Here is a 20,946-nt window from a genome sequence, read left to right on the forward strand (position 1 = left end):
TAACAATAAATTTTAGTCTCTCAAAATTAAACAGAATTAAGGATAAATTGTTTCCAGTCTATGAAAGCTGTGAGCTTTCATTTCTCCCTAGAAAGGAGGTGATCCAGCCGCAGGTTCTCCTACGGCTACCTTGTTACGACTTCACCCCAATCACCAATCCCACCTTCGACTGCTGGCTCCTTGCGGTTACCTCACAGGCTTCGGGTGTTACCGGCTCTCATGGTGTGACGGGCGGTGTGTACAAGACCCGGGAACGTATTCACCGCGACATTCTGATTCGCGATTACTAGCAACTCCAACTTCATGTAGGCGAGTTTCAGCCTACAATCCGAACTGGGACCGGTTTTTTAGTTTGGCTCCCCCTCACGGGTTTGCTTCTCGTTGTACCGGCCATTGTAGCACGTGTGTAGCCCTAGACATAAGGGGCATGATGATTTGACGTCATCCCCACCTTCCTCCTGGTTAACCCAGGCAGTCTCGCTAGAGTGCTCAACTTAATGGTAGCAACTAACGATAAGGGTTGCGCTCGTTGCGGGACTTAACCCAACATCTCACGACACGAGCTGACGACAACCATGCACCACCTGTCTTCCTGCCCCGAAGGGCTTCCTCTGTTACGAGTAATTCAGGAGATGTCAAGTCTAGGTAAGGTTCTTCGCGTTGCTTCGAATTAAACCACATGCTCCGCTGCTTGTGCGGGTCCCCGTCAATTCCTTTGAGTTTTAATCTTGCGACCGTACTCCCCAGGCGGAATACTTATTGCGTTTGCTGCGGCACCGAGGGTGGTACCCCCCGACACCTAGTATTCATCGTTTACGGCGTGGACTACCAGGGTATCTAATCCTGTTTGCTCCCCACGCTTTCGTATCTCAGCGTCAGTTACGGTCCAGAAAGTCGCCTTCGCCACTGGTGTTCTTCCTAATCTCTACGCATTTCACCGCTACACTAGGAATTCCACTTTCCTCTCCCGCACTCTAGATACCCAGTTTCAAATGCAGCGCCCAGGTTAAGCCCGGGAATTTCACATCTGACTTAAATATCCGCCTACATACTCTTTACGCCCAGTAAATCCGGACAACGCTTGCCACCTACGTATTACCGCGGCTGCTGGCACGTAGTTAGCCGTGGCTTCCTCCTTGGGTACCGTCATTATCGTCCCCAAAGACAGAGCTTTACAATCCGAAGACCTTCATCACTCACGCGGCGTTGCTGCGTCAGGGTTTCCCCCATTGCGCAATATTCCCCACTGCTGCCTCCCGTAGGAGTCTGGACCGTGTCTCAGTTCCAATGTGGCCGATCACCCTCTCAGGTCGGCTACGCATCGTCGCCTTGGTGAGCCGTTACCTCACCAACTAGCTAATGCGCCGCGGGTCCATCTCAAAGCGGATTGCTCCTTTGATTATCTTCTCATGCGAGAAGATAATGTTATGCGGTATTAATCTCCCTTTCGGGAGGCTATCCCCCTCTTTGAGGCAGGTTACCCACGTGTTACTCACCCGTCCGCCGCTAATCCGTTCCCGAAGGAACTTCATCGCTCGACTTGCATGTGTTAGGCACGCCGCCAGCGTTCGTCCTGAGCCAGGATCAAACTCTCAATTTAAAAGTTTAATCTGTTACTCATTACTTAAAGTTATTGACTGGCATTTCATTTACCTTAATTTCTGTTTAATTTTCAAAGACCAAGTTTTTCCTCTCAACTTTCGACAACAATAAATATTTTATAATATTTATCTTATAATGTCAATCTATTTTTTTTCATTGTCATATATATTTTTACTTTTGTTTTGCTCCCTTAGGAACATTTGCTATTCTATCAAAATATCTTTTTATATTTTACACACCATTCCTAACCTATTCAATTTATGCCTCTATTCCTTTCAATACATACAATTTGCTCTAATATTCTTGTTATGACACTTCTGGATATGTTGATACAATAAATCGTATAGCTCTTATTAAAGAACTATACGATTTATTATATTGTTTATAAATGAAAATGTTCAGCTATTTCTTCTGATGCTTGCTCATCGAAATCATTTATAAATCTTTCCATACCTTCATGAGATTCAATATAGAAACCTTCTTCATCAGTAACCATATTCATTTTTATAAGTTCAGTTGTAGCATTTCCACTAAATAATGCCTTCCATTCATTCTCAGTTACAAGTCCAGAATAAGTATCGTATTCAGATTCATCTAAAACTGATCCATATTGGCCATCATAAAATACTACTAGTTCACTATTTTTATTAATAACAGATATCTTCTCTACTCTTGTATACAATGGACCATCAAGTTCATCACTAACTATAAACACACCTAAATCTTCTTCTTCTTTAACTAATTTACAACATTGAACTTTCCAAAGCCCAGTATCATTTTTTACCCATTTTTTATTACTTATTATATTTTCAACTTTTTTGCTCCAATTCATTTTTAACACTCCTTATAACTTAACATTTTCTCGTTTAATATTTTCTACATAATTATTGTTCCTTTTTGTAAATTTAATATTCAAGTACAATATTATTCTTTCTAAATAAACAAAAAAATAAAAGCTAAAATAGAATAAACCCTACTAGCTTTTATCAATACTTTATATTAAGTTAAAAAATATCAACATTATCAAAATGATTCCTACCAATATTCTATATATAGCAAAGACTCTCATAGGTCTCTTTTTCAAGAATGCTACAAATTTCTCTACAACAATAAGTGCAATTATAAAGGACACTATAAATCCAACTACAAGACCTATAATCTGCACTAAACTTAGTAATGCTATATTAATTTTTACAAGCTTTATTATAGATACACCTATCATTACTGGCAATGCTAAAAAGAAAGAAAATTCAGCTGCAGCTACAGTTGATAATCCTGCTATCCACGCTCCTATTATAGTGGAAGCCGATCTTGACATTCCTGGCCACATAGCCAAACATTGAAAACATCCGATTATAAAAGCTTGTTTTAAAGTTACATCATCAATAGATTTAGTTACAAATTTCCCTCTATACCTCTTTTCTGCATAAAGCATTCCAAAAGCACCTATTAAAAGAGCTGCTGTTACTGTAACTGGATTAAATAACTTCTCTTCTATCATATCATCAAAAAGAATTCCTAGAACTCCTGCTGGTATACAAGCTACCCCTACAGTAAACCAAAACTTAAATCCAGACTTTGGTTTACTTAGAGAAAAATTCTTAAAAGTACTTTTAATTTTATTCCAATACAAAACTACTATAGCTAATATAGCTCCTAGTTGAATTATCATAGTAAAAGAATCTATGTATTGCTTTGTATATAAAGCTTTAGGTAATATTCCTTCTTTAAATCCAATTAAATTTCCAACAATAATCATATGACCAGTAGAGGAAACAGGTAAAAATTCTGTTACTCCCTCAACAATTCCTATAATTATTACTTTAAGCATAAAAATCAAACTTTCCATAAAACATCACTCTCACTTCCATAATATTAATCCTTTTAACTTTAGTTGATTTGATTAATATTATATCTTTATTTCCAGATTCCTGTCCACTTTTTAATCCTTTAATTCTTATCTATATACTCAAATACTATCTCTCTTACTGTTGTTCTACCATTTTCTGAAAGTTTAATAATATTAATACCTTCCTTTATTTCCACGACAAAATATTTGTTTTCTTCTTTAAAAGGTCCGTTATCTATACTTATGTAGTACTTATTGACCATAGTACTATTTTTAAATACTCCAGCTACTAATTCCATCTTTATATTTTTATCTATAGCTTTATCACTAGCTTTCTTTGAAAAAATAATAGTAGCAATTTTATCATTACTTTCAATTTTTTGTTCTTTAGGCGAAAGTTCAAATAAATAACTATTGTTTAAAAATATAGTTGGGTAATTAAAATTAATATTTATTGGAATATTATCTATATTAATATTCTTAGAATAACATATATAAGAATTACTTTTTCCAATGCCATATACACCATTATCAATCTTTATACTGTAAGCTTCAAGATATTTAATTATATCTTTTTTATATTTGCTCTCACTTTTTTCTCCTACAACACTTAGTTCTTCTAAGTTATTATTAATAACTTCAATAGCACTCATAGGGATATCATTTTTTAAAATATAGTTGTTATTTGAAGGATCTATCATTATCCATTTATTGTACTTAGTACTCCAAATTTCACATACACTTATATTATCTTTAATTTTAACCTTATCTTCCTTGGAAGCAATTAGTTTCCCTATTCTTGATATCATTCCTGTTGATAATGCAAAGTCATTAAAAACTATACAAATTTCCTCATCTGAATAGGCATCTTTTTTTCCTAAATCTTCTAATACATCTAAACTACTTTTATTATCTGTAATAACTTTTATATTATTTTTATATTTCATATTATCATTTATCCAATTTAAAATCTTTAAACTTTTATCTAATTCATCTTTACTTCCATTTATAATTTTATCTAGGTTGTATTTATTATTTATTTCTTCCAGTATTTCTTTATTACTATTATTATAATAGAATTTTATATTCTTTTCTTTGTAAATATTATCCCATTTATTGACCTGAAGTCCTATAACTTTCGTATTTCCTTTTAATCTAAGTCCAATTATAAAGCCAAATGATATTAATATTAATATAATAATTCTTATATGTTTTTTTCTTCTCATAATTAACCACCTATCTGTATGTCTTATTTTAAGATCTACATAATCTACTAATTAATAGTATCGTAGTTTTTTTTATTATATTAATATTTTTATATTTTATTTAATCAATGTTTTTTCATAATTCTTATATACTTATAATTTATGACACTTTAAGATTTAATTTCATATATTTAACTAATAGCTTGTCCAACTTTTGACTTAATTCTATTACTTCATAATCAGTTATATTATCATATCTTTCCTCTACCAACTTATTCAATTTATATCTTGTATCTTCAATTGTTTCATTTATTAAATTTATGCTAGTTTCTAAATTATTTTCCTCATCATATAAATATATCACTATATTTGCTCCTCTCAGATCACTTCACTTCATTAGTAATTTTATATACCATTTACTTTATTTTCGACATTATATTTACAATTATACCATAATATTATAAAAAAGTAAATATTTTATAATAATTTGTTGAGAAAATTTCAATTGATCTTTTAAATAAAAAAATCCATAAAGTGTGTACACTTCATGGATTCTTAAAACTTGTTTCAATTTTCATAGCTATAAACTATTTTTCCATCTATAATTGTATAAAGGGTATTTGTGAATACCTCTAAAGGATTACCATCATAAATAGCTATATCTGCATCTTTTCCTTTTTCTATGCTACCTACCCTATCATCTATCCCACATATTTCAGCAGCATTTATAGTGATAGCTTTAAGTGCCTCCTCAACTCCTAAACCTTTTTTTGCTACAATCCCTGCACAGATTGGTAAGTACTCAATAGGAATTACTGGATGATCTGTCATTATAGCTATTTTCACACCTTTTTCATGTAATATATTTGCAGTTTGAAAGGTTTTATTCTTTAATTCTATTTTAGACCTAGAAGTTAATATAGGTCCTAGTATGACATGACTCTTTGAATCTTTTACATAGTCCGCAATAAGATGACCTTCTGTACAATGATCAAGTGTAATTTTCAACTGAAATTCTTTCCCTATTCTTATAGCTGTCATAATATCATCAGCTCTATGACAATGTACCTTTAGTGGAATTTCTTTATCTAGTATAGGAATCAAAGCTTCTAGCTTGAAATTCTCTTCAAAATCTTTTCCTTCTCTTAATGCCTTTTCTTTTTTAATTTTATAGTTTTTCGCCTTATTTAAAGTTTCTCTTAACAATGACGCTGTTGCCATTCGGGTAGTAGGCATTTTTTTCATACCTTTGTATATCCTTTTAGGATTTTCTCCTAGTGCTACCTTTATAGCCGCTGGTTCCATTATAATCATATCATCAACACAAAAACCTTTGGTTTTCATCGCAACAAATTGTCCACCTATTACATTGGCACTTCCAGGCCCTGTCATAACTGTTGTAATCCCTGATTTCATTGCTTCCTCAAAAGAAGCATCCATAGGATTTATAGCATCTATCGCTCTAAGTTCTGGGGTAATAGGATCAGTAGCCTCATTAATATCCATTCCCTCACTTCCCATATCCTGTTCATAAATCCCTATATGACAATGAGCATCTATTATTCCCGGAATAACCCATCCCCCTTTTGCATCAAGAATTTGTGCTTCTTCTATGTAAATATTCTCTTCTACCTTTTCTATTTTTCCATCTTTTATAAGTACGCATCCATTTTCGTAGGTTTTACCAGTCATAGTGACTATTTTTCCATTTTTAATTAAAAGCATGTTTTTTTACTCCTTTTATCTTATAATTAATCCCTAAAAACACCTTTCATATAGCTAATTTATTAAATAAAAAAGAATATGGACTTTCATCCATAATCTTTTCTTAACGAACTTTTCTATTTTTATATAGTATAGCTAATACGACAATTAATATTAGCATTGGTAATGAAAAGATAAACTCTATAATATTAAACACAAATCCTAAAACTGCCATCACTAATGCTATTGCTAACCCTATACCTGCAATAGGAAGCATTATTGCTCCAACAATTGATAAAATAACGATTAGAATTACAATAGCAAAAGCAATTCCAAATAAAGTCTCCATATAATATCCCCCTTTTGACTTTAATTATAGCTGGAACAAACTAATATTAAATACTATCTTACTATAAAATCTTCTAATCTCCCTAAATTAATATCACTAATCCTAGCTTCAGGAGTTCCTAATCTTCTAGTTTCTATAAATCCACCATGAAAATCAGAACCAGCTGTTATAATTGTTCCTTTTTCTCTGCACCATTGTACGCATTTATTTATTATTTCCTTACTGTGATTAGGATGATAACACTCTACTCCTTCTATTCCTAGTTTCAAAAAAGTACTCAACTTCTCATCAACAGGTATACTATTCTTTTCATAATAAGGGTGTGCTAAAATCGGCACTCCACCTGCTTCTTTTATAACTTTTATAACTTCTTCACTTGAAGGAAATACAGGAAAAAGAATTGTTTTTTCATTGTAAAATAACCTATTAAAATAATCTCCTACATCTCTACAAAGTCCTTTATCTATTAAGAAATTTAATGTTTTCCATCCTCCACGTCTCTTATCATAATCATACTTTTCATACTCTACAAAATCTATATCATATCCTTTATCTATTAAATATTTTACGGATTGATGATTTCTATTTTCTAAGAGATTTTTATTGTTATTTATCAACTCTATAAGTTGTATATTGTTATTATCTGTTCCATAAGCTAGTATATGATACATATCTCCATTAAATGTACTTGAAATTTCTATTCCCGGAATAAATAAAACATTTTTTTCTTTAGCAAGCTGTTTCATATTTTCAACGTTTTCTATTTCATCATGATCAGTAATAGATATAAGCTCTATATTGTTTTCTAATATTTTTTCTATAAGTTCTTCAGGATTTAGAGTTCCATCTGATGCATTTGTATGAATATGTAAATCAACTCTAGCATTATTATCTAAAATATCTATACCCCTCACCTCCTAAATAAATTAAGTGGTAAAATTAAAATGAATTTAGCTCCTAATTTATTATTTAAATTTTACAGCTGTTCCATAGGCTATTACTTCAGCTGAGCCCTGCATTATTGCACTTGATGCATATCTTATATTTATTACAGCATCAGCCCCAAGGTTTTCTGCTTCTTGAGCCATACGTTTTGTTGCTATTGCTCTAGCCTCATTCATCATCTCAGTATAAGACGATACTTCTCCACCAACTAATGTTTTAAGACTACTCATTATATCTTTACCAACATGTTTCGAATGTACCGTTGACCCCTTTACTAAAGAAATAGTCTCTAATTCTTTACCACTTACAAAATCAGTATTTACTAATATCATCTTCATCTTCTCCTTTAATCTCTTTTATTCTTAAAACTAATGTATATATTAACATTCCTAAAACTATTAAAAATATAAATACAACTATAAGAACTATAAAAATAGATATATCAGATTCTATAAGACCAATAGTTATACCTAAAGCATATAGTATTAAAAAAATAGATGCTATTACAGTAACTATAACTGCTGGCAATATACCTTTTTTCATATATCTCCCCCCAAACATTTATTTATATATATTATATTATCATACATATAAAATTTAAAATAGCAATCTGCTCAGTCATACTTATTAGTAATGCTTCTATAATTCAAAACTACTTTCATCTATCCATTTTAAATTTGGTCTTATATATTTTATGTCTTCTACTAACTTGTATAGCGCTAAATCTTTTTGTTTAGCTTCTATCATAACATCTATATCTTTATTAAAGCTTCTACATACTTCAATAAACTTTATAAACTCCTCCACACAAATATAATCTCCGTGTTTCCTATCTTTTTCTCCCTCTCTTGGACTAGATACATGAATTTTAGGCGGAAGTATCTCTTTAGTCCAAGTATTTAAGAATCCTTCTATTACTTCTTTTAAATCTTCTCCTTGATTATTACAACTATGATGATGCATATCAAAAACCATAGGTATATTTACAGCTCTACATATTTTTAAAACCTCTTTTGCTGTATAAGTTTTATCATCGTTCTCTAAAATAAGCTTACTTGTTATTTCTTTTGGAAAATACTCAAAGTTTTTAATAAACCTTTCTATAGCTTGTTCTTTCCCTCCCTCAGCACTTCCTACATGCAGAACCATTTTACCAAGGGGATAATCTATGTCTTCAAATAAATCAACATGGGTTAAAAGATTTCTTTGTGTATTCTTTACCACATCCTCCTTTACACTATTTATTACATTAAATTGATCTGGATGAGTGTCTACTCTCATTTTACTTTCTTTAATCAATTTCCCTATTCTTTCAAAATCTTTCTTAAATATCTTTCTGTAGTCCCATTTTTTTACATCCGGATGAGTAGATAATGGAATTAATGCTGAAGTTACTCTATAAAAGTGTATTTTATTTTCTATATTATATTCTAATATTTTATATAAATCATCTAAATTAGATAAGGTAACTTTCTTTAACTTATTAATCTTCTCTTCTTCTGATAACAATTTAGAATAGTTAGCATAAGTTACAGTACTTGAAGAAGTTACCTTTGGAAGCTTAAGCGCAATAGCTACATATCCAAGTCTAACTTTCACTGGAACACCTCTATTAAAATTTATTTTTATTAAAAAGGAGATAAGAATAGACTATTCTTATCTCCTTTATTATTTACTTATAAATTTGTTCATATTCTACATCAATTACATTACTAGTATCCATATCATCAAATTTTCCCTCACATATTTCTATGGATTCTACTTTATCTACGTTAACCTTTTTTAAAGTTAAAAGTCTACTTTTTATAAACTTTACAGCTTTATAAATGCCCCAAGCAGCTATCCCTACTGGAATTAGTATAAGTAATCCTTGTATTACAAAAATCATTGCAGCAAAAATCATCATGGAAACAAGTAATGCTTTTAACCCTCTTTTTATTCCTACTCTATGATTTAAGTATTCCATTACCATCCCTCACTTAAAAATATAATTTATAATTAAATTATATCATATCTTTTGAAGTATAGTATAAATCCCATATTATAAAAGTATTAATTTTCTATTAACTCATCTCTACTTTAAGTTTTATCTATATGAATATTAGAATTCTATAATCGTCTAAAGTGGTCATTTTTAAAACCATGTCCTTTTTCTATTATATGGTCTAATTGCTCTAAAAGGGCCTCTTTTTCTTTATTTAGGTTTGCTGCTAAGGGAGCATAGTTTGAAGCATGATTACTTCTAAATGTACATTTGTCCACATTTAGGTTTCTAACAAGCTCTCTTGTCTCCATCATAACTTCAATAGGAGATAGCAATGTCAACTCTCCACTTTTAAGTCTTTCATTTATCTCAGTATTTGGCTCTACCATAAGTGTAAGAAGTCCTAAATAATCTGGGTTAATTTCTGAAATAACTTTTGCTGACTCAATAGCATGTGTCTTCCACTTCTCTTTTCCTCCAAGACCTGAAATTAGAGTTGCAGAAAGTTTTATACCTGTTTTTTTAACCTTTTGTCCAGCTTCTATCATTTCTTTAGAGGTTACTCCTTTATTTACATCCTTAAGTACCTCATCGCTTCCACTTTCTACGCCTAGATATATTATATCAATTCCTAAGTTTTTAAGCTTAATTAATTCCTCTTCACTTTTTCTTAATATAGCCTTAGGAGTAGCATATATTCCTATTCTATCACACTCCGGAAATAAGCTTTTTATTTTAATTAATATTGCCTCTAAATCCTCTGTTTTAATTATTAGGGCATCTCCATCTGCTAAGAATATTCTCTTTACAGTTCTATAAGCTTGTCGAGCCATTTCAAAGTCTTCAAATATATCTTCTAATTTTCTTATTTTAAATTTTTTATCCTTGTACATATTACAAAAAGTACATCTATTGTGAGAACACCCTACTGTAACTTGAACAATTAAGCTATACGCTTCACTTGGCGGTCTATATACCGTACCTTCATATCTCATAAAATCATCTCCTTAATAATTCTTTTTAATAACTTTACTTTATTATATATTCATTGTTTTGTCTATATTTGTTTCATAATCAGTATAATATAATACTCCATTTTCTATGCGCAGATTAGTAGAGTGTCTATTATTTAGCTTAGTTTTTCCTGTTCCATCTTTCCTTACCCTATAAATATATCCACCATATGAGTAATTACTAAAATATATCCATTCATCATAAATTGAAATAAATAAAGCTCTATCGTTTAATATCTTCTCTTTATTAGTTCCATCTATACTTATTTTATAAATTCTATTATTATCTGAGTTGCTACTATAATAGATATCTTGTCCACTTGTTATAGGATAACTCATATCCTGTAAGTAACTAAATCTATCATCAGTACTTTTCGGATATTTACTATTGTCCCAGATATGATCTTTAGAAAGTTTTTCATCTGTTACATTAAAATAAGCATAACTTAACTCATCTCCACCACTACTTAATACAGGATCATTCCATGTAGCATCTAACTGATAATAATTATCCTGAATTTTTACTATATTCCATGCATGTGGAATAATTTGACCACCACTCACTCCATCTCCAATTACATATATACTTTCAATACCTGCTGTATTTAATAGTCTATACATAGCTCTTGCATAACTATCGCAAACACCTACACCTTCTATTAAAACTCCATAATCTAAGTAGGATTCACTAGGCATATTGCCTGTATACAGCCTAGCATCATATTTTGCATTATTAACAACATAATCATGTAGGGCTAATTCTTTTTCTAAATCACTCATGCCTGTTTTTAAAACCTTAGAAATTATTTCTTTAGCCTTATTTTCAGATGCTTTTTTCATATACTCCATACGTTCTTTTGTGAAATCATAATTGAAATTTATATCCATAACCGCTGGACCTGTTGATGCATAACTTGAAATACTAGCTCTCGTTCCTCTATATCCATAATTTAATATAGGATTGTCATTAACTACCTTATTTGCAATCTCTAAACTATAATCTTTTGAATTGTAATTACTTATATTTAAAGTAACCTGTGATTTAAAATTAGCTAAGGCATATCTTAATGCATCGTAGTATTCCTGTGAATTATTTATTTTTGTACCAGGATCATTAAAAACTTCCTGTAGTAAACTATTAGAATCTCTATTTTCTTCTGCCTTAACAGAAAAATCGAATCTTATCCCTTGTTTTAAATTTGACCCTTTAGAGGATTTTACTCCAGTACCAATAAATAATATATATTCATTTCCATGATTATAATAATTTAAAGGTTTTATTGTAATAGAATTATTACTCTCATCATAATCTATTGTTATTTTTAACCTTTCATTAGTTACTGCTTGTACAACATTAATGTTATCATATAGTGTACTCTCATCTAAAGAATGATTAAACTTAATTTTCCATATCTTATCTATAGCTACATTTTCTTCTTGTGAAGTCCATATTTTATAATCAGTGTCTACAGCAAGTGCATTACTAAACCATAAACATTGATATATTATAATCAACACAAATAATAGTTTTATAATTCTTCTATAAGTTTTCATCTCTTTCCCCCAAGTTATATTTTAAAGTTGAAAATAATTTTTATGTTTTCATTATAATATAATTATCTTATTTAGAATAATAAACTTGATAGTCTTAGTATCTTAATTTAGAATCTTTTAAGTAAAACTTCTATTCTTTTATTTAGATTATCTATAACTTCAATATTATGATCTTTCATTTGAAAACTTATGAATTCTAAAGCATAGATTATTGAATATATATCAACTATTTTTCTTTGAGTATACGTAACATTCATAAATTTACATAATTCCTCTACATAGTGAATGCATTTTTTATCCATATGCAACAATATTCCTGTTTGTAATAGTCCTATTAAATAGAGGGGATCTCCATAACATATCCAGTCAAAATCTATAAGACCTTTAAGTTCTCCATCTTTAATCATAACATTTCGTAAACCTATCTCATCCATAAAAGGTACAGGCTTTACAGCTTGAAAATACCGATTATTATCTTTAATCAATCTATGTATAGAATTTATTTTCTCTTCATCTAAAAATTTACTAGTTTCCTTTGAAAGTATAAAAAACCTATCTTCTATAAAATTTAACCAATTATCGTATTTTGCAACTTCATTAATATTTGCTCTTCCAAAACCTTTTCCCTTGGGGAGTTTCATTACTTTTTGTTGGTATAACACTACCTTTTCCGCTAGTAAACTAATCTCTTCTTTGCTCATCTTTTCTATTTCAAATCTTAAATCTCTTCCTTCTATTTTACTTAAAACGATATACCCTATTCCATATTCTTCTTTATTATCGTCCATAAGTATTACTTCTGGTACAGGAATATGTAGGTTTCTTAAAATATTTAAGTTTTTCTCATAATTCTTGATTATTACTTCATCCGTATTTGTTCTTACAATAACCTGTAAATCTGAAAATATTACATTATAAACTTTATTAAAAAATCCAAATTTAATTCTTTCTACTTTTAAAGGTAATCTTTTAATTTTTTCGTTAATTATCTTTTCAATTAATATTAATTCATCCATGGTATATCACCTCATACATTTATTAATCTATTTTTCATGGAAACTCTTATTTTTTAAGACCTTATTATTTAATATTTCGTTAATTAATTATCCACGTAAATATTTAAAAATTCAAGTCTTAATCCTTCTTAATAAACTTTTGAAAACTATTACTATAATTCATACTGGGACAAACTTTAACTTAATAATACCTAAAAAGGTTTATATTTTTTCTTAATATATTGTATTTTATATTATTTTAATATATTATATATTTTATAATAACTTTCATGAATATGATTTTCATGGACTTGGGGCTTTTAAATTTAAATTAGGGGGTTTATTATGAAATCTATTATTACTGTATTAGGAAGCGATAAAATTGGCATCATTGCCGGAGTAAGTACTATACTTTCAGAAGCTAATGTAAATATTTTAGACATTAGTCAAACAATTCTTCAAGATACTTTTACTATGATAATGTTAGTAGATTTATCTAATTCATCTAAGACTTTTAGTGAATTAAAAGAGCTTTTAGCTTTAAAAGGAACAGAACTTGAATTATCTATTAAAATTCAACGTGAAGACATATTTAATTCTATGCACAACATTTAGGAGTAGGTGATATTATGATAAATCAAAATACTATAATGGAAACAATCACTATGATTGAAAAAGAAAAACTAGATATTCGTACTATTACTATGGGAATTTCACTGAGAGATTGCTGTAGCTTTGATGGTAAAAAGTCTCGAGAAAAAATATATGATAAAATTACTAAATATGCAGAAAACTTGGTTAAAGTAGGAAATGAAATTGAAACAGAGTACGGAATTCCAATTATAAATAAAAGAATATCTGTTACACCTATTTCTCTAATAGCGGAGTCTTGTGGCGACACTAATTATGTAGAATTCGCAAAGACTTTAGATAGAGCAGCAAAAGCTGTAGGAGTTAACTTTATTGGAGGGTATTCAGCTTTAGTTCATAAAGGATACTCTAAGGGTGATAAAATTCTAATATCTTCTATCCCTGAGGCTCTTAGTGTAACTGATATGGTTTGCTCTTCTGTAAATATAGCTACAAGTAAAGCTGGTATCAATATGACAGCTGTAAAAGAAATGGGCCAAATCATTAAACAAACTGCTGAATTAACTAAGGCTAAAGATGGTCTTGGTTGTGCAAAATTTGTAGTTTTTGCTAATGCAGTTGAAGATAATCCTTTTATGGCAGGAGCTTTTCACGGTGTTGGTGAAGGCGAGTGTATAATTAATGTTGGTGTAAGTGGTCCTGGAGTAGTAAAATGTGCTTTAGAAACTGTTAAAGGCGCAAGCTTTGATGTAGTAGCTGAAACAATAAAGAAAACTGCTTTTAAAATTACTAGAATGGGTCAACTAGTTGCAACTGAAGCATCAAGAAGACTAAACGTACCTTTTGGTATAATAGACTTATCTCTAGCTCCTACTCCTGCTATTGGTGATAGTGTAGCTCACATTCTAGAAGAAATGGGAATACAAAGTTGTGGCGCTCACGGTACTACTGCTGCATTAGCTCTTTTAAATGATGCTGTGAAAAAAGGTGGAGTAATGGCTGCTGCTCAGGTAGGTGGTCTTAGTGGAGCATTTATCCCAGTAAGTGAAGATGCTGGAATGATCGATGCAGTTCTAAATGGATCTTTAAACCTTGAAAAACTTGAAGCTATGACTTGTGTATGTTCTGTTGGACTTGATATGATTGCAATTCCTGGTGATACTTCAGCAGAAACTATATCAGCTATAATCGCTGACGAAGCTGCTATTGGAGTTATAAACAATAAAACTACTGCTGTCAGATTAATACCTGTACCTGGCAAGGTTGTTGGAGATATGGTAGAGTTTGGCGGTCTTTTAGGAAGAGCTCCTATTATGCCTGTAAGTAAATTTAGTAGTGCTGATTTTGTTAATAGAGGTGGCCAAATACCGGCACCTATTCATAGTTTTAAGAATTAACATAAAAGAGATAGGCATATTTTAATGTCTATCTCTTTTTATTTATTTTTACCATCTTATATAGAATTGAATTTCTTATACAGTTTAAATGATTATGAATTTAAATACTTTCTTAATTTTTCTATAGCACTTCTTTTTCTTTTTAGAATTGTCCCATATTTAACTCCTATATCTTCTGAATAGTCTTTTATTTTTACTTTTTCAAAATAAAATATTCGTATTAAACTTTGTTCTTCATCACTTAGCATGTTTATAGCCTTATGTAGCTTCATTATTAATTCCTGACTTATATATTCTTCTTCAATATTATAATCCTCTGGTACTAAATCTAATATCTCTCCCCCATCTTTTCCTTCTTTATTTAAACTACTTTCAAATCTCTCTTTATTTCTTTTTCTGATTTCATAATTAAAATTATTTGTAATAGCATAAGTAACATACGCAACAAAGTTTCCTTTTTCTAAATTGTAACTTTCTATAGCTCTCAATATAGATATAATTCCTATTTGTATTATATCTTCAATATCATAATTTTTTATAAATACTCCTTGTGCCTTCTTAACCACAAAAGGTTTAAATCTATTTATAATCTCTTCCTTACAATTTACATCTCCCCCCTTAGCTTCCTCTACTAGTTTTTCTATATATTCATTCATTTATCTTTTCCCCCTTTGTTTTGTTTACATATAGTAAATATGCACTTTCTACAAAATGTGTAAAAGAAAAATAAAATAGAATACTTTAATAAATTATGGAAATAATATTATTAAATTAATATAATAAAGGTGTGATGATTTTATGCGAATTCCAAATCATATAGGTATAATTCCCGATGGTAATAGACGTTGGGCTGTAGATAAAGGAATGACAAAAGATAGAGGGTATTCTTCTGGTCTTGACCCAGGACTAGACCTTCTGCGTACTTGTAAAGAACTAGGAATTAAAGAAGTAACTTATTATGGATTTACTACCGATAACACTAAAAGACCTATTATACAAAGATTAGCTTTTACTAAAGCTTGTATTGATGCAGTAAAAATGATAAGTAGTGAAGACTCAGAATTATTAGTGCTAGGAAATTCAAACTCAGCAATGTTTCCAAAAGAACTTTTACCTTATACAAAGAGGACTACGTTTGGTAAAGGTGGAATAAAAGTAAATTTCTTAGTGAACTATGGATGGGAATGGGACTTAGGAGATCTTTTACTTAGTAATAGCAGTAATAGAAAAGATATTACTAAGTGTTTAAAATCTTCTGATGTATCAAGAGTAGATTTAATAATTCGTTGGGGCGGTAGAAGACGTCTTAGTGGATTTTTGCCAGTTCAATCTATATATTCAGATTTTTATGTAATAAATGATTATTGGCCGGATTTTACAAAAAAACACGTATATGATGCTATAGACTGGTATAATACCCAAGACATAACTCTTGGTGGTTAATTTCAATCTAAAAAAAGAAGTTAGATATGAACTTCCTTTAAAGTAAAGAGTAGAGTGTATTCATTCACACTCTACTCCATTTTTAATAATCCATTTTTCGTATAACTCTGGACGTTCCTCTTTTAATAAATTAAGGAATTTATCTAAGTACATTGCTTTTTTTAAGCCTTTCATTAAATGACTTGGGTAACTTTTTTTTCTACTAAAACATCCCTTAGGATCAATTACCATAATAGACTCATCTTCTTGCACAAATATGTCCTTACATCTTATATCAATCTTGGAAAATTTCAATTCTTCAAATTCTTCTAAAAGGTTGATTATATTTAAAGCAAGTTTTTTACTAAGTCCATTCCATTTGATATAGTCCTTCATGCATTGACCGCCTACATAATCTCTTACCATATATATGTTGTTGTATTCATAGGCTTTTGGAAAACATTTTGCTCCATCTACTTTTTTTAAAATCTGATATTCTCTCTTACAACTCTTAGCAGTAGTGCAAATTTTAACTACTTTACCATCTTCACGCAAGAATACTTTTCCATGATGCCCTTCACCCAAAAACTTACATCCATCTAAGTTTAGTCCTGCGTTATTATTATAATCTTCAATTACTTTTAGTCTTCCTTCTTCTTTTTTAAAATTTTCTTTAACTCTACTCTTCTCCATAATGCACCTTTTACACATTACTATTTACATTTATATTATGAATCATAGTTTAATTCTGCGACAATTTATTTAAGCCTTCAATCCATTCCTCTGCTAGAGTAGGTCTTTCTTCTATTAAAACTTTAATAAAATCATCTAAATAATTAATTTTATCTAAATCTGTTAGTAATAATTGTGGGAAGGACATTTCTTTTACATAACATTTTCTTGGGTCTATTACCTTTATATCTTCATTAGTTTGTACGTAAATATGTCTAGCTGCCATATCTAATCTTGTAAATCCTAGTCTTCTAAATTCCTCTATTAGATTAATAAGACTTAAGCCTAGTTTTCTAGATATTCCTTTTTTCTTAACATATGCTTCTAGAGGAGTTCCAGGGACATATTCTCTTATCATAGAGTACTCATCAAGCTCTATTGCCTTAGGGAAATATTTACTTCCCTCTACAATCTTTAATAGCTCATATTCATTATTGCACTTTTTTTTATCCTTAAATATCTTTAAAACTCTGTTATCAGGTGTCAAATATACTTTTCCTTCATATCCTTGACCTAAAAATTTGCATTTCTTAATATTTACTCCAAAATACTGTTTACTAATGATAATCACCTCTAATCACTAGCCTATTAATTACATACGACTATATTAATATACTATTAAAAGATGCTTGTCTAAGTTACATAAACTACATATAAAAATAGAACCAAAAAGGAGTTATACACCTTTTTGGTTCTATTACTATGAAAATAGTGTTCTATCACTTAAAAAGTCTTCCTTACTATTATTATTGAAGTACTCAAGTAATTTTTCTATAGTAAGTTGCTTTTTTTCTTCTCCACTAATATCTACAATAACCTTTCCATGATGAAGCATTATAAGTCTATTCCCTAAGGTAATTGCATGATTAAGATTATGTGTTACCATTAAAGTTGTTATATTTTTTTCTTTAACGATATTTTCAGTAAGTTCAATTATCTTTTCAGAAGTTTTAGGATCTAATGCTGCTGTATGCTCATCTAAAAGTAAAAGCTCTGGATTTCCCATTACAGTCATTATAAGAGATAACGCTTGCCTTTGTCCTCCTGATAAAAGACCTACTTTTGTATGAAGTTTTTCCTCAAGTCCAAGTTCAAGACTTGAAAGAATCTCCTTAAAAAAAGGAATGTTCTTTTTATTTACAGCAAAGCTAAGATCAAATTTCTTACCTTTATTATATGCCATAGACATATTTTCAAGAATAGTCATAGATGGTGCTGTACCCTTTGTCGGATCTTGAAAAACTCTACCAATTAATTTTGTACATTTGTATTCTGGAAGCCTTGATATTTCTTTACCTGATAAGTTAATGGAACCTTGATCAACTTGTATCGTTCCAGAAATTATATTTAACAAGGTGGATTTACCCGCTCCATTACTTCCTATTATAGTTATAAAATCTCCCTTATTTACTTCTAAATTAAGTCTATTAAAAACAACATTTTCATTAACAGTATTTTTATTGAACACCTTGTATAGATTTTGTAGTTGCAGCAATTGGTTCATCCCCTTTTCTTCCTATCTTAGAAAACCTTTCTCCAAACTTAAAGTTATTTGCACCTAATACAAGAATAACAATTAATGATGTTACTAGCTTTAAATCCTGTGGGTTAAGTCCAAACCTAAGTGCTCCTGAAATGGCTAATTTATATAATATTGCTCCTATTACTGCCATTGCTGTGGCTTTAATAAATTTAATTTTACCCAAAATAGATCTTCCCAATATAACAGCTGCAAGACCTACAACTACAGTACCTGTTCCCATACCTACATCTGCATAACCCTGATGTTGTGCCATTACAGAACCTCCTAATGCCACAATTCCATTTGAAATGCTAAGGCCAACAACCTTTATTACATCCTTATCTATTCCTAGAGAAGTAACTAGCTGCTCGTTATCTCCTACAGCATTTAACGCAAATCCTAATTTTGTTTTTAAAAAAACATCTAAAAGTATTTTAACCCCTATAGCTACTACTGCTATTATTATAATTGGAGCCACCATACTTGTTGTACTAAATATAGTATCAAAACCAAAGAAAGCAATATTTGCTTTCCCCATTACTCTTAAATTAATAGAGTAAAGTCCTATCATCATAAGTATTCCTGAAAGAAGATTTGTAATCTTAAGCTTAACATGCAAAATACCTGTCATTATTCCTGCTATCATTCCAGCAATTATAGAAAATATACATGCCATAAATGGATTTATTCCCTTTGATAAGCACAGCGCTGTAAGCGCTGCACCTAAAGGAAAAGTACCATCTACAGATAAATCAGGAAAATCTAGAATTTTATAAGTTATATATACCCCAAGTGCTACTATTGCAAATATAAACCCTTGCTCTAATACACCTATTAAGAAACCAGACATTATTTTACGCCCCCCGTAACTTTTTCTGCACTTGCTTTTATATCATCTGGAACTTTTATATTTAACTTCTTAACTGCATCTTCATTTATAGCAACGCTTGAATCTTTTAAAATAGTAACTGGAATTTCAGAAGGTTTCTTTCCTTCTAAAACTTCTACAGCTTTTAGTCCCGTTTCGTATCCAAGCTTATAGTAATCCATTCCTGCTGTAGCAACAGCTCCGCCCTTTACTTGACCTAATTCTGAACCGAAAACAGGTATGTTTTTACCATAACAAATATTAGTAATTGTTGGTGCTGCTGCCGCAACCATATTATCTGTTGGAATATATATTACATCTACTTTATCAATTATTGCCGATAAAGCTTGTGGAATTTCATTACTACTAGTTACTCCAGCTCCTACTATTTCATATCCATAACTTGGAGCTACTTTTTTTGCTTCTTCTATTTGTAATCCTGAATTAGCTTCACTTGTATTATAAATCATACCTATTTTTTTTGTTTGAGGTACTAGCTTTTTAATTAAGTCAAATTGTGCATTTATTGGAAATGCATCTGATGTACCAGTTACATTAGTTTCTGATTTTTCTAGAGATTTTACTAGTTTAGCATCTACTGGGTCAGTTACTGCCGTAATAAGTATTGGTATATCTTTTTTAGCCTTTTGAGTAGCATTAAATGCTGCTTGAGCTGATGGAGTTGCTATAGCTAAAATTAAATCCGCATTATCATTTACAAATTTCTCAGCAATTGTTTGTGTTGTTGGCATATCGCCTTGAGCATTTTGAAAATCTATTTTTATATTTGTTCCATCTTTGTAATTCTTATCTTCAAGAGCTTTTATAAATCCTTTTCTAGCTGCATCTAATGCATCATGCTCAACAATTTGAGTAATTCCTATCTTAAAAACCTTGTCCTTAGGCTGTTCTCCAGTAGATGGAGACTTAGAACCTGAACATCCTCCTAAAACCCCTACCATTAATAACGAACTTAATAAAATTGATATTTTCTTTCTTTCTACCATTCTACCTTCCCCCTTATAAAATAAAAATACCTCTCCTATTAGGAGAGGTATTTTTGTATACTTAATAAAGCAAAGCACAAAACTAATGCATCAACTCAAAATTAATGTCTATAGCTGTTACTTGCTTAAATTATTCCATATCTCCTACCAAACTTACCATTCTACAATTTTTACCTTCTAAACATTAATCCATTTTACATATATAAA

At 30.3% G+C, this 20,946-nt stretch carries 23 protein-coding genes and 1 rRNA gene; 3 read left to right on the plus strand and 21 right to left on the minus strand.

The window, feature by feature from the left end:
- Positions 1-91: 91 nt before the first annotated feature.
- The 15 genes from ACX0KU_RS14990 to ACX0KU_RS15060 form a co-directional block, all read right to left on the minus strand.
- Positions 92-1,600 (minus strand): 16S ribosomal RNA (locus tag ACX0KU_RS14990).
- A 384-nt stretch (positions 1,601-1,984) separates the two neighbouring features.
- Positions 1,985-2,434 carry a hypothetical protein gene (locus tag ACX0KU_RS14995; protein WP_472990784.1) on the minus strand — a complete coding sequence of 150 codons (450 nt, stop codon included), beginning with the start codon at positions 2,432-2,434 and terminating at the stop codon, positions 1,985-1,987.
- Positions 2,435-2,596: 162 nt separating this feature from the next.
- Positions 2,597-3,451, minus strand: coding sequence for an undecaprenyl-diphosphate phosphatase (locus ACX0KU_RS15000; RefSeq protein ID WP_472990785.1), 855 nt, complete (start codon positions 3,449-3,451; stop codon positions 2,597-2,599).
- A 101-nt stretch (positions 3,452-3,552) separates the two neighbouring features.
- Entirely contained in the window at positions 3,553-4,677 is a 1,125-nt protein-coding gene (locus tag ACX0KU_RS15005; RefSeq protein ID WP_472990786.1) for a transglutaminase domain-containing protein, read from the minus strand.
- Positions 4,678-4,816: 139 nt separating this feature from the next.
- Positions 4,817-5,020 (minus strand): Spo0E family sporulation regulatory protein-aspartic acid phosphatase, encoded by a 204-nt coding sequence (locus ACX0KU_RS15010; RefSeq protein ID WP_472990787.1) that lies wholly within the window; start codon positions 5,018-5,020, stop codon positions 4,817-4,819.
- Positions 5,021-5,223: 203 nt separating this feature from the next.
- Positions 5,224-6,381, minus strand: coding sequence for an amidohydrolase (locus ACX0KU_RS15015; RefSeq protein WP_472990788.1), 1,158 nt, complete (start codon positions 6,379-6,381; stop codon positions 5,224-5,226).
- A 103-nt stretch (positions 6,382-6,484) separates the two neighbouring features.
- A complete protein-coding gene (locus tag ACX0KU_RS15020; RefSeq protein WP_472990789.1) occupies positions 6,485-6,709 on the minus strand; it encodes a hypothetical protein in 225 nt (74 codons plus the stop codon).
- 53 nt (positions 6,710-6,762) lie between these two features.
- A complete protein-coding gene (locus ACX0KU_RS15025; RefSeq protein ID WP_472990790.1) occupies positions 6,763-7,623 on the minus strand; it encodes a PHP domain-containing protein in 861 nt (286 codons plus the stop codon).
- Between the two features lie 51 nt (positions 7,624-7,674).
- The gene (locus tag ACX0KU_RS15030; RefSeq protein WP_472990791.1) at positions 7,675-7,986 is read right to left on the minus strand and encodes a YbjQ family protein; all 312 of its coding nucleotides are present in this window, start codon (positions 7,984-7,986) and stop codon (positions 7,675-7,677) included.
- Positions 7,967-8,197 carry a hypothetical protein gene (locus ACX0KU_RS15035; protein WP_472990792.1) on the minus strand — a complete coding sequence of 77 codons (231 nt, stop codon included), beginning with the start codon at positions 8,195-8,197 and terminating at the stop codon, positions 7,967-7,969. Before ACX0KU_RS15035 ends, ACX0KU_RS15030 begins: the two co-directional genes overlap by 20 nt.
- Positions 8,198-8,293: 96 nt before the next feature.
- The gene (uvsE, locus tag ACX0KU_RS15040; RefSeq protein ID WP_472990793.1) at positions 8,294-9,253 is read right to left on the minus strand and encodes a UV DNA damage repair endonuclease UvsE; all 960 of its coding nucleotides are present in this window, start codon (positions 9,251-9,253) and stop codon (positions 8,294-8,296) included.
- A 73-nt stretch (positions 9,254-9,326) separates the two neighbouring features.
- Positions 9,327-9,620: a hypothetical protein gene (locus ACX0KU_RS15045; RefSeq protein WP_472990794.1), complete on the minus strand. Its 294-nt coding sequence runs from the start codon at positions 9,618-9,620 to the stop codon at positions 9,327-9,329.
- Positions 9,621-9,763: 143 nt separating this feature from the next.
- Positions 9,764-10,633, minus strand: coding sequence for a radical SAM protein (locus ACX0KU_RS15050; protein ID WP_472990795.1), 870 nt, complete (start codon positions 10,631-10,633; stop codon positions 9,764-9,766).
- Positions 10,634-10,675: 42 nt separating this feature from the next.
- Positions 10,676-12,205: a DUF5050 domain-containing protein gene (locus tag ACX0KU_RS15055; protein ID WP_472990796.1), complete on the minus strand. Its 1,530-nt coding sequence runs from the start codon at positions 12,203-12,205 to the stop codon at positions 10,676-10,678.
- Positions 12,206-12,312: 107 nt separating this feature from the next.
- Positions 12,313-13,221, minus strand: coding sequence for an aminoglycoside phosphotransferase family protein (locus ACX0KU_RS15060; protein WP_472990797.1), 909 nt, complete (start codon positions 13,219-13,221; stop codon positions 12,313-12,315).
- Between the two features lie 324 nt (positions 13,222-13,545).
- Here ACX0KU_RS15060 and ACX0KU_RS15065 point away from each other — a divergent pair, with 324 nt between their 5' ends.
- Both ACX0KU_RS15065 and ACX0KU_RS15070 read left to right on the plus strand, forming a co-directional pair.
- Positions 13,546-13,815 (plus strand): ACT domain-containing protein, encoded by a 270-nt coding sequence (locus ACX0KU_RS15065; protein ID WP_472990798.1) that lies wholly within the window; start codon positions 13,546-13,548, stop codon positions 13,813-13,815.
- A gap of 17 nt (positions 13,816-13,832) precedes the next feature.
- A complete protein-coding gene (locus ACX0KU_RS15070) occupies positions 13,833-15,188 on the plus strand; it encodes a DUF711 family protein (protein WP_472992473.1) in 1,356 nt (451 codons plus the stop codon).
- Between the two features lie 92 nt (positions 15,189-15,280).
- On the opposite strand, the gene ACX0KU_RS15075 is transcribed toward ACX0KU_RS15070, so the two are convergent.
- Positions 15,281-15,844 (minus strand): sigma-70 family RNA polymerase sigma factor, encoded by a 564-nt coding sequence (locus ACX0KU_RS15075; RefSeq protein ID WP_472990799.1) that lies wholly within the window; start codon positions 15,842-15,844, stop codon positions 15,281-15,283.
- 142 nt (positions 15,845-15,986) lie between these two features.
- Between ACX0KU_RS15075 and ACX0KU_RS15080 the strand changes: the two genes are divergently transcribed.
- Positions 15,987-16,631 (plus strand): undecaprenyl diphosphate synthase family protein, encoded by a 645-nt coding sequence (locus ACX0KU_RS15080; RefSeq protein ID WP_472990800.1) that lies wholly within the window; start codon positions 15,987-15,989, stop codon positions 16,629-16,631.
- A gap of 60 nt (positions 16,632-16,691) precedes the next feature.
- On the opposite strand, the gene ACX0KU_RS15085 is transcribed toward ACX0KU_RS15080, so the two are convergent.
- The 5 genes from ACX0KU_RS15085 to ACX0KU_RS15105 form a co-directional block, all read right to left on the minus strand.
- Positions 16,692-17,303 carry an RIO2 family protein gene (locus ACX0KU_RS15085; RefSeq protein WP_472990801.1) on the minus strand — a complete coding sequence of 204 codons (612 nt, stop codon included), beginning with the start codon at positions 17,301-17,303 and terminating at the stop codon, positions 16,692-16,694.
- A gap of 49 nt (positions 17,304-17,352) precedes the next feature.
- Complete coding sequence (locus tag ACX0KU_RS15090) at positions 17,353-17,913, minus strand: serine/threonine protein kinase (protein ID WP_472990802.1); 561 nt, start codon at positions 17,911-17,913, stop codon at positions 17,353-17,355.
- A gap of 129 nt (positions 17,914-18,042) precedes the next feature.
- Positions 18,043-18,837 carry an ABC transporter ATP-binding protein gene (locus ACX0KU_RS15095; protein WP_472990803.1) on the minus strand — a complete coding sequence of 265 codons (795 nt, stop codon included), beginning with the start codon at positions 18,835-18,837 and terminating at the stop codon, positions 18,043-18,045.
- A complete protein-coding gene (locus ACX0KU_RS15100) occupies positions 18,800-19,714 on the minus strand; it encodes an ABC transporter permease (protein ID WP_472990804.1) in 915 nt (304 codons plus the stop codon). The genes ACX0KU_RS15095 and ACX0KU_RS15100 overlap by 38 nt, the downstream gene beginning before the upstream one ends.
- Complete coding sequence (locus ACX0KU_RS15105) at positions 19,714-20,739, minus strand: ABC transporter substrate-binding protein (protein ID WP_472990805.1); 1,026 nt, start codon at positions 20,737-20,739, stop codon at positions 19,714-19,716. Before ACX0KU_RS15105 ends, ACX0KU_RS15100 begins: the two co-directional genes overlap by 1 nt.
- Positions 20,740-20,946: the final 207 nt, after the last annotated feature.

The organism is Clostridium sp. X (assembly GCF_055755365.1).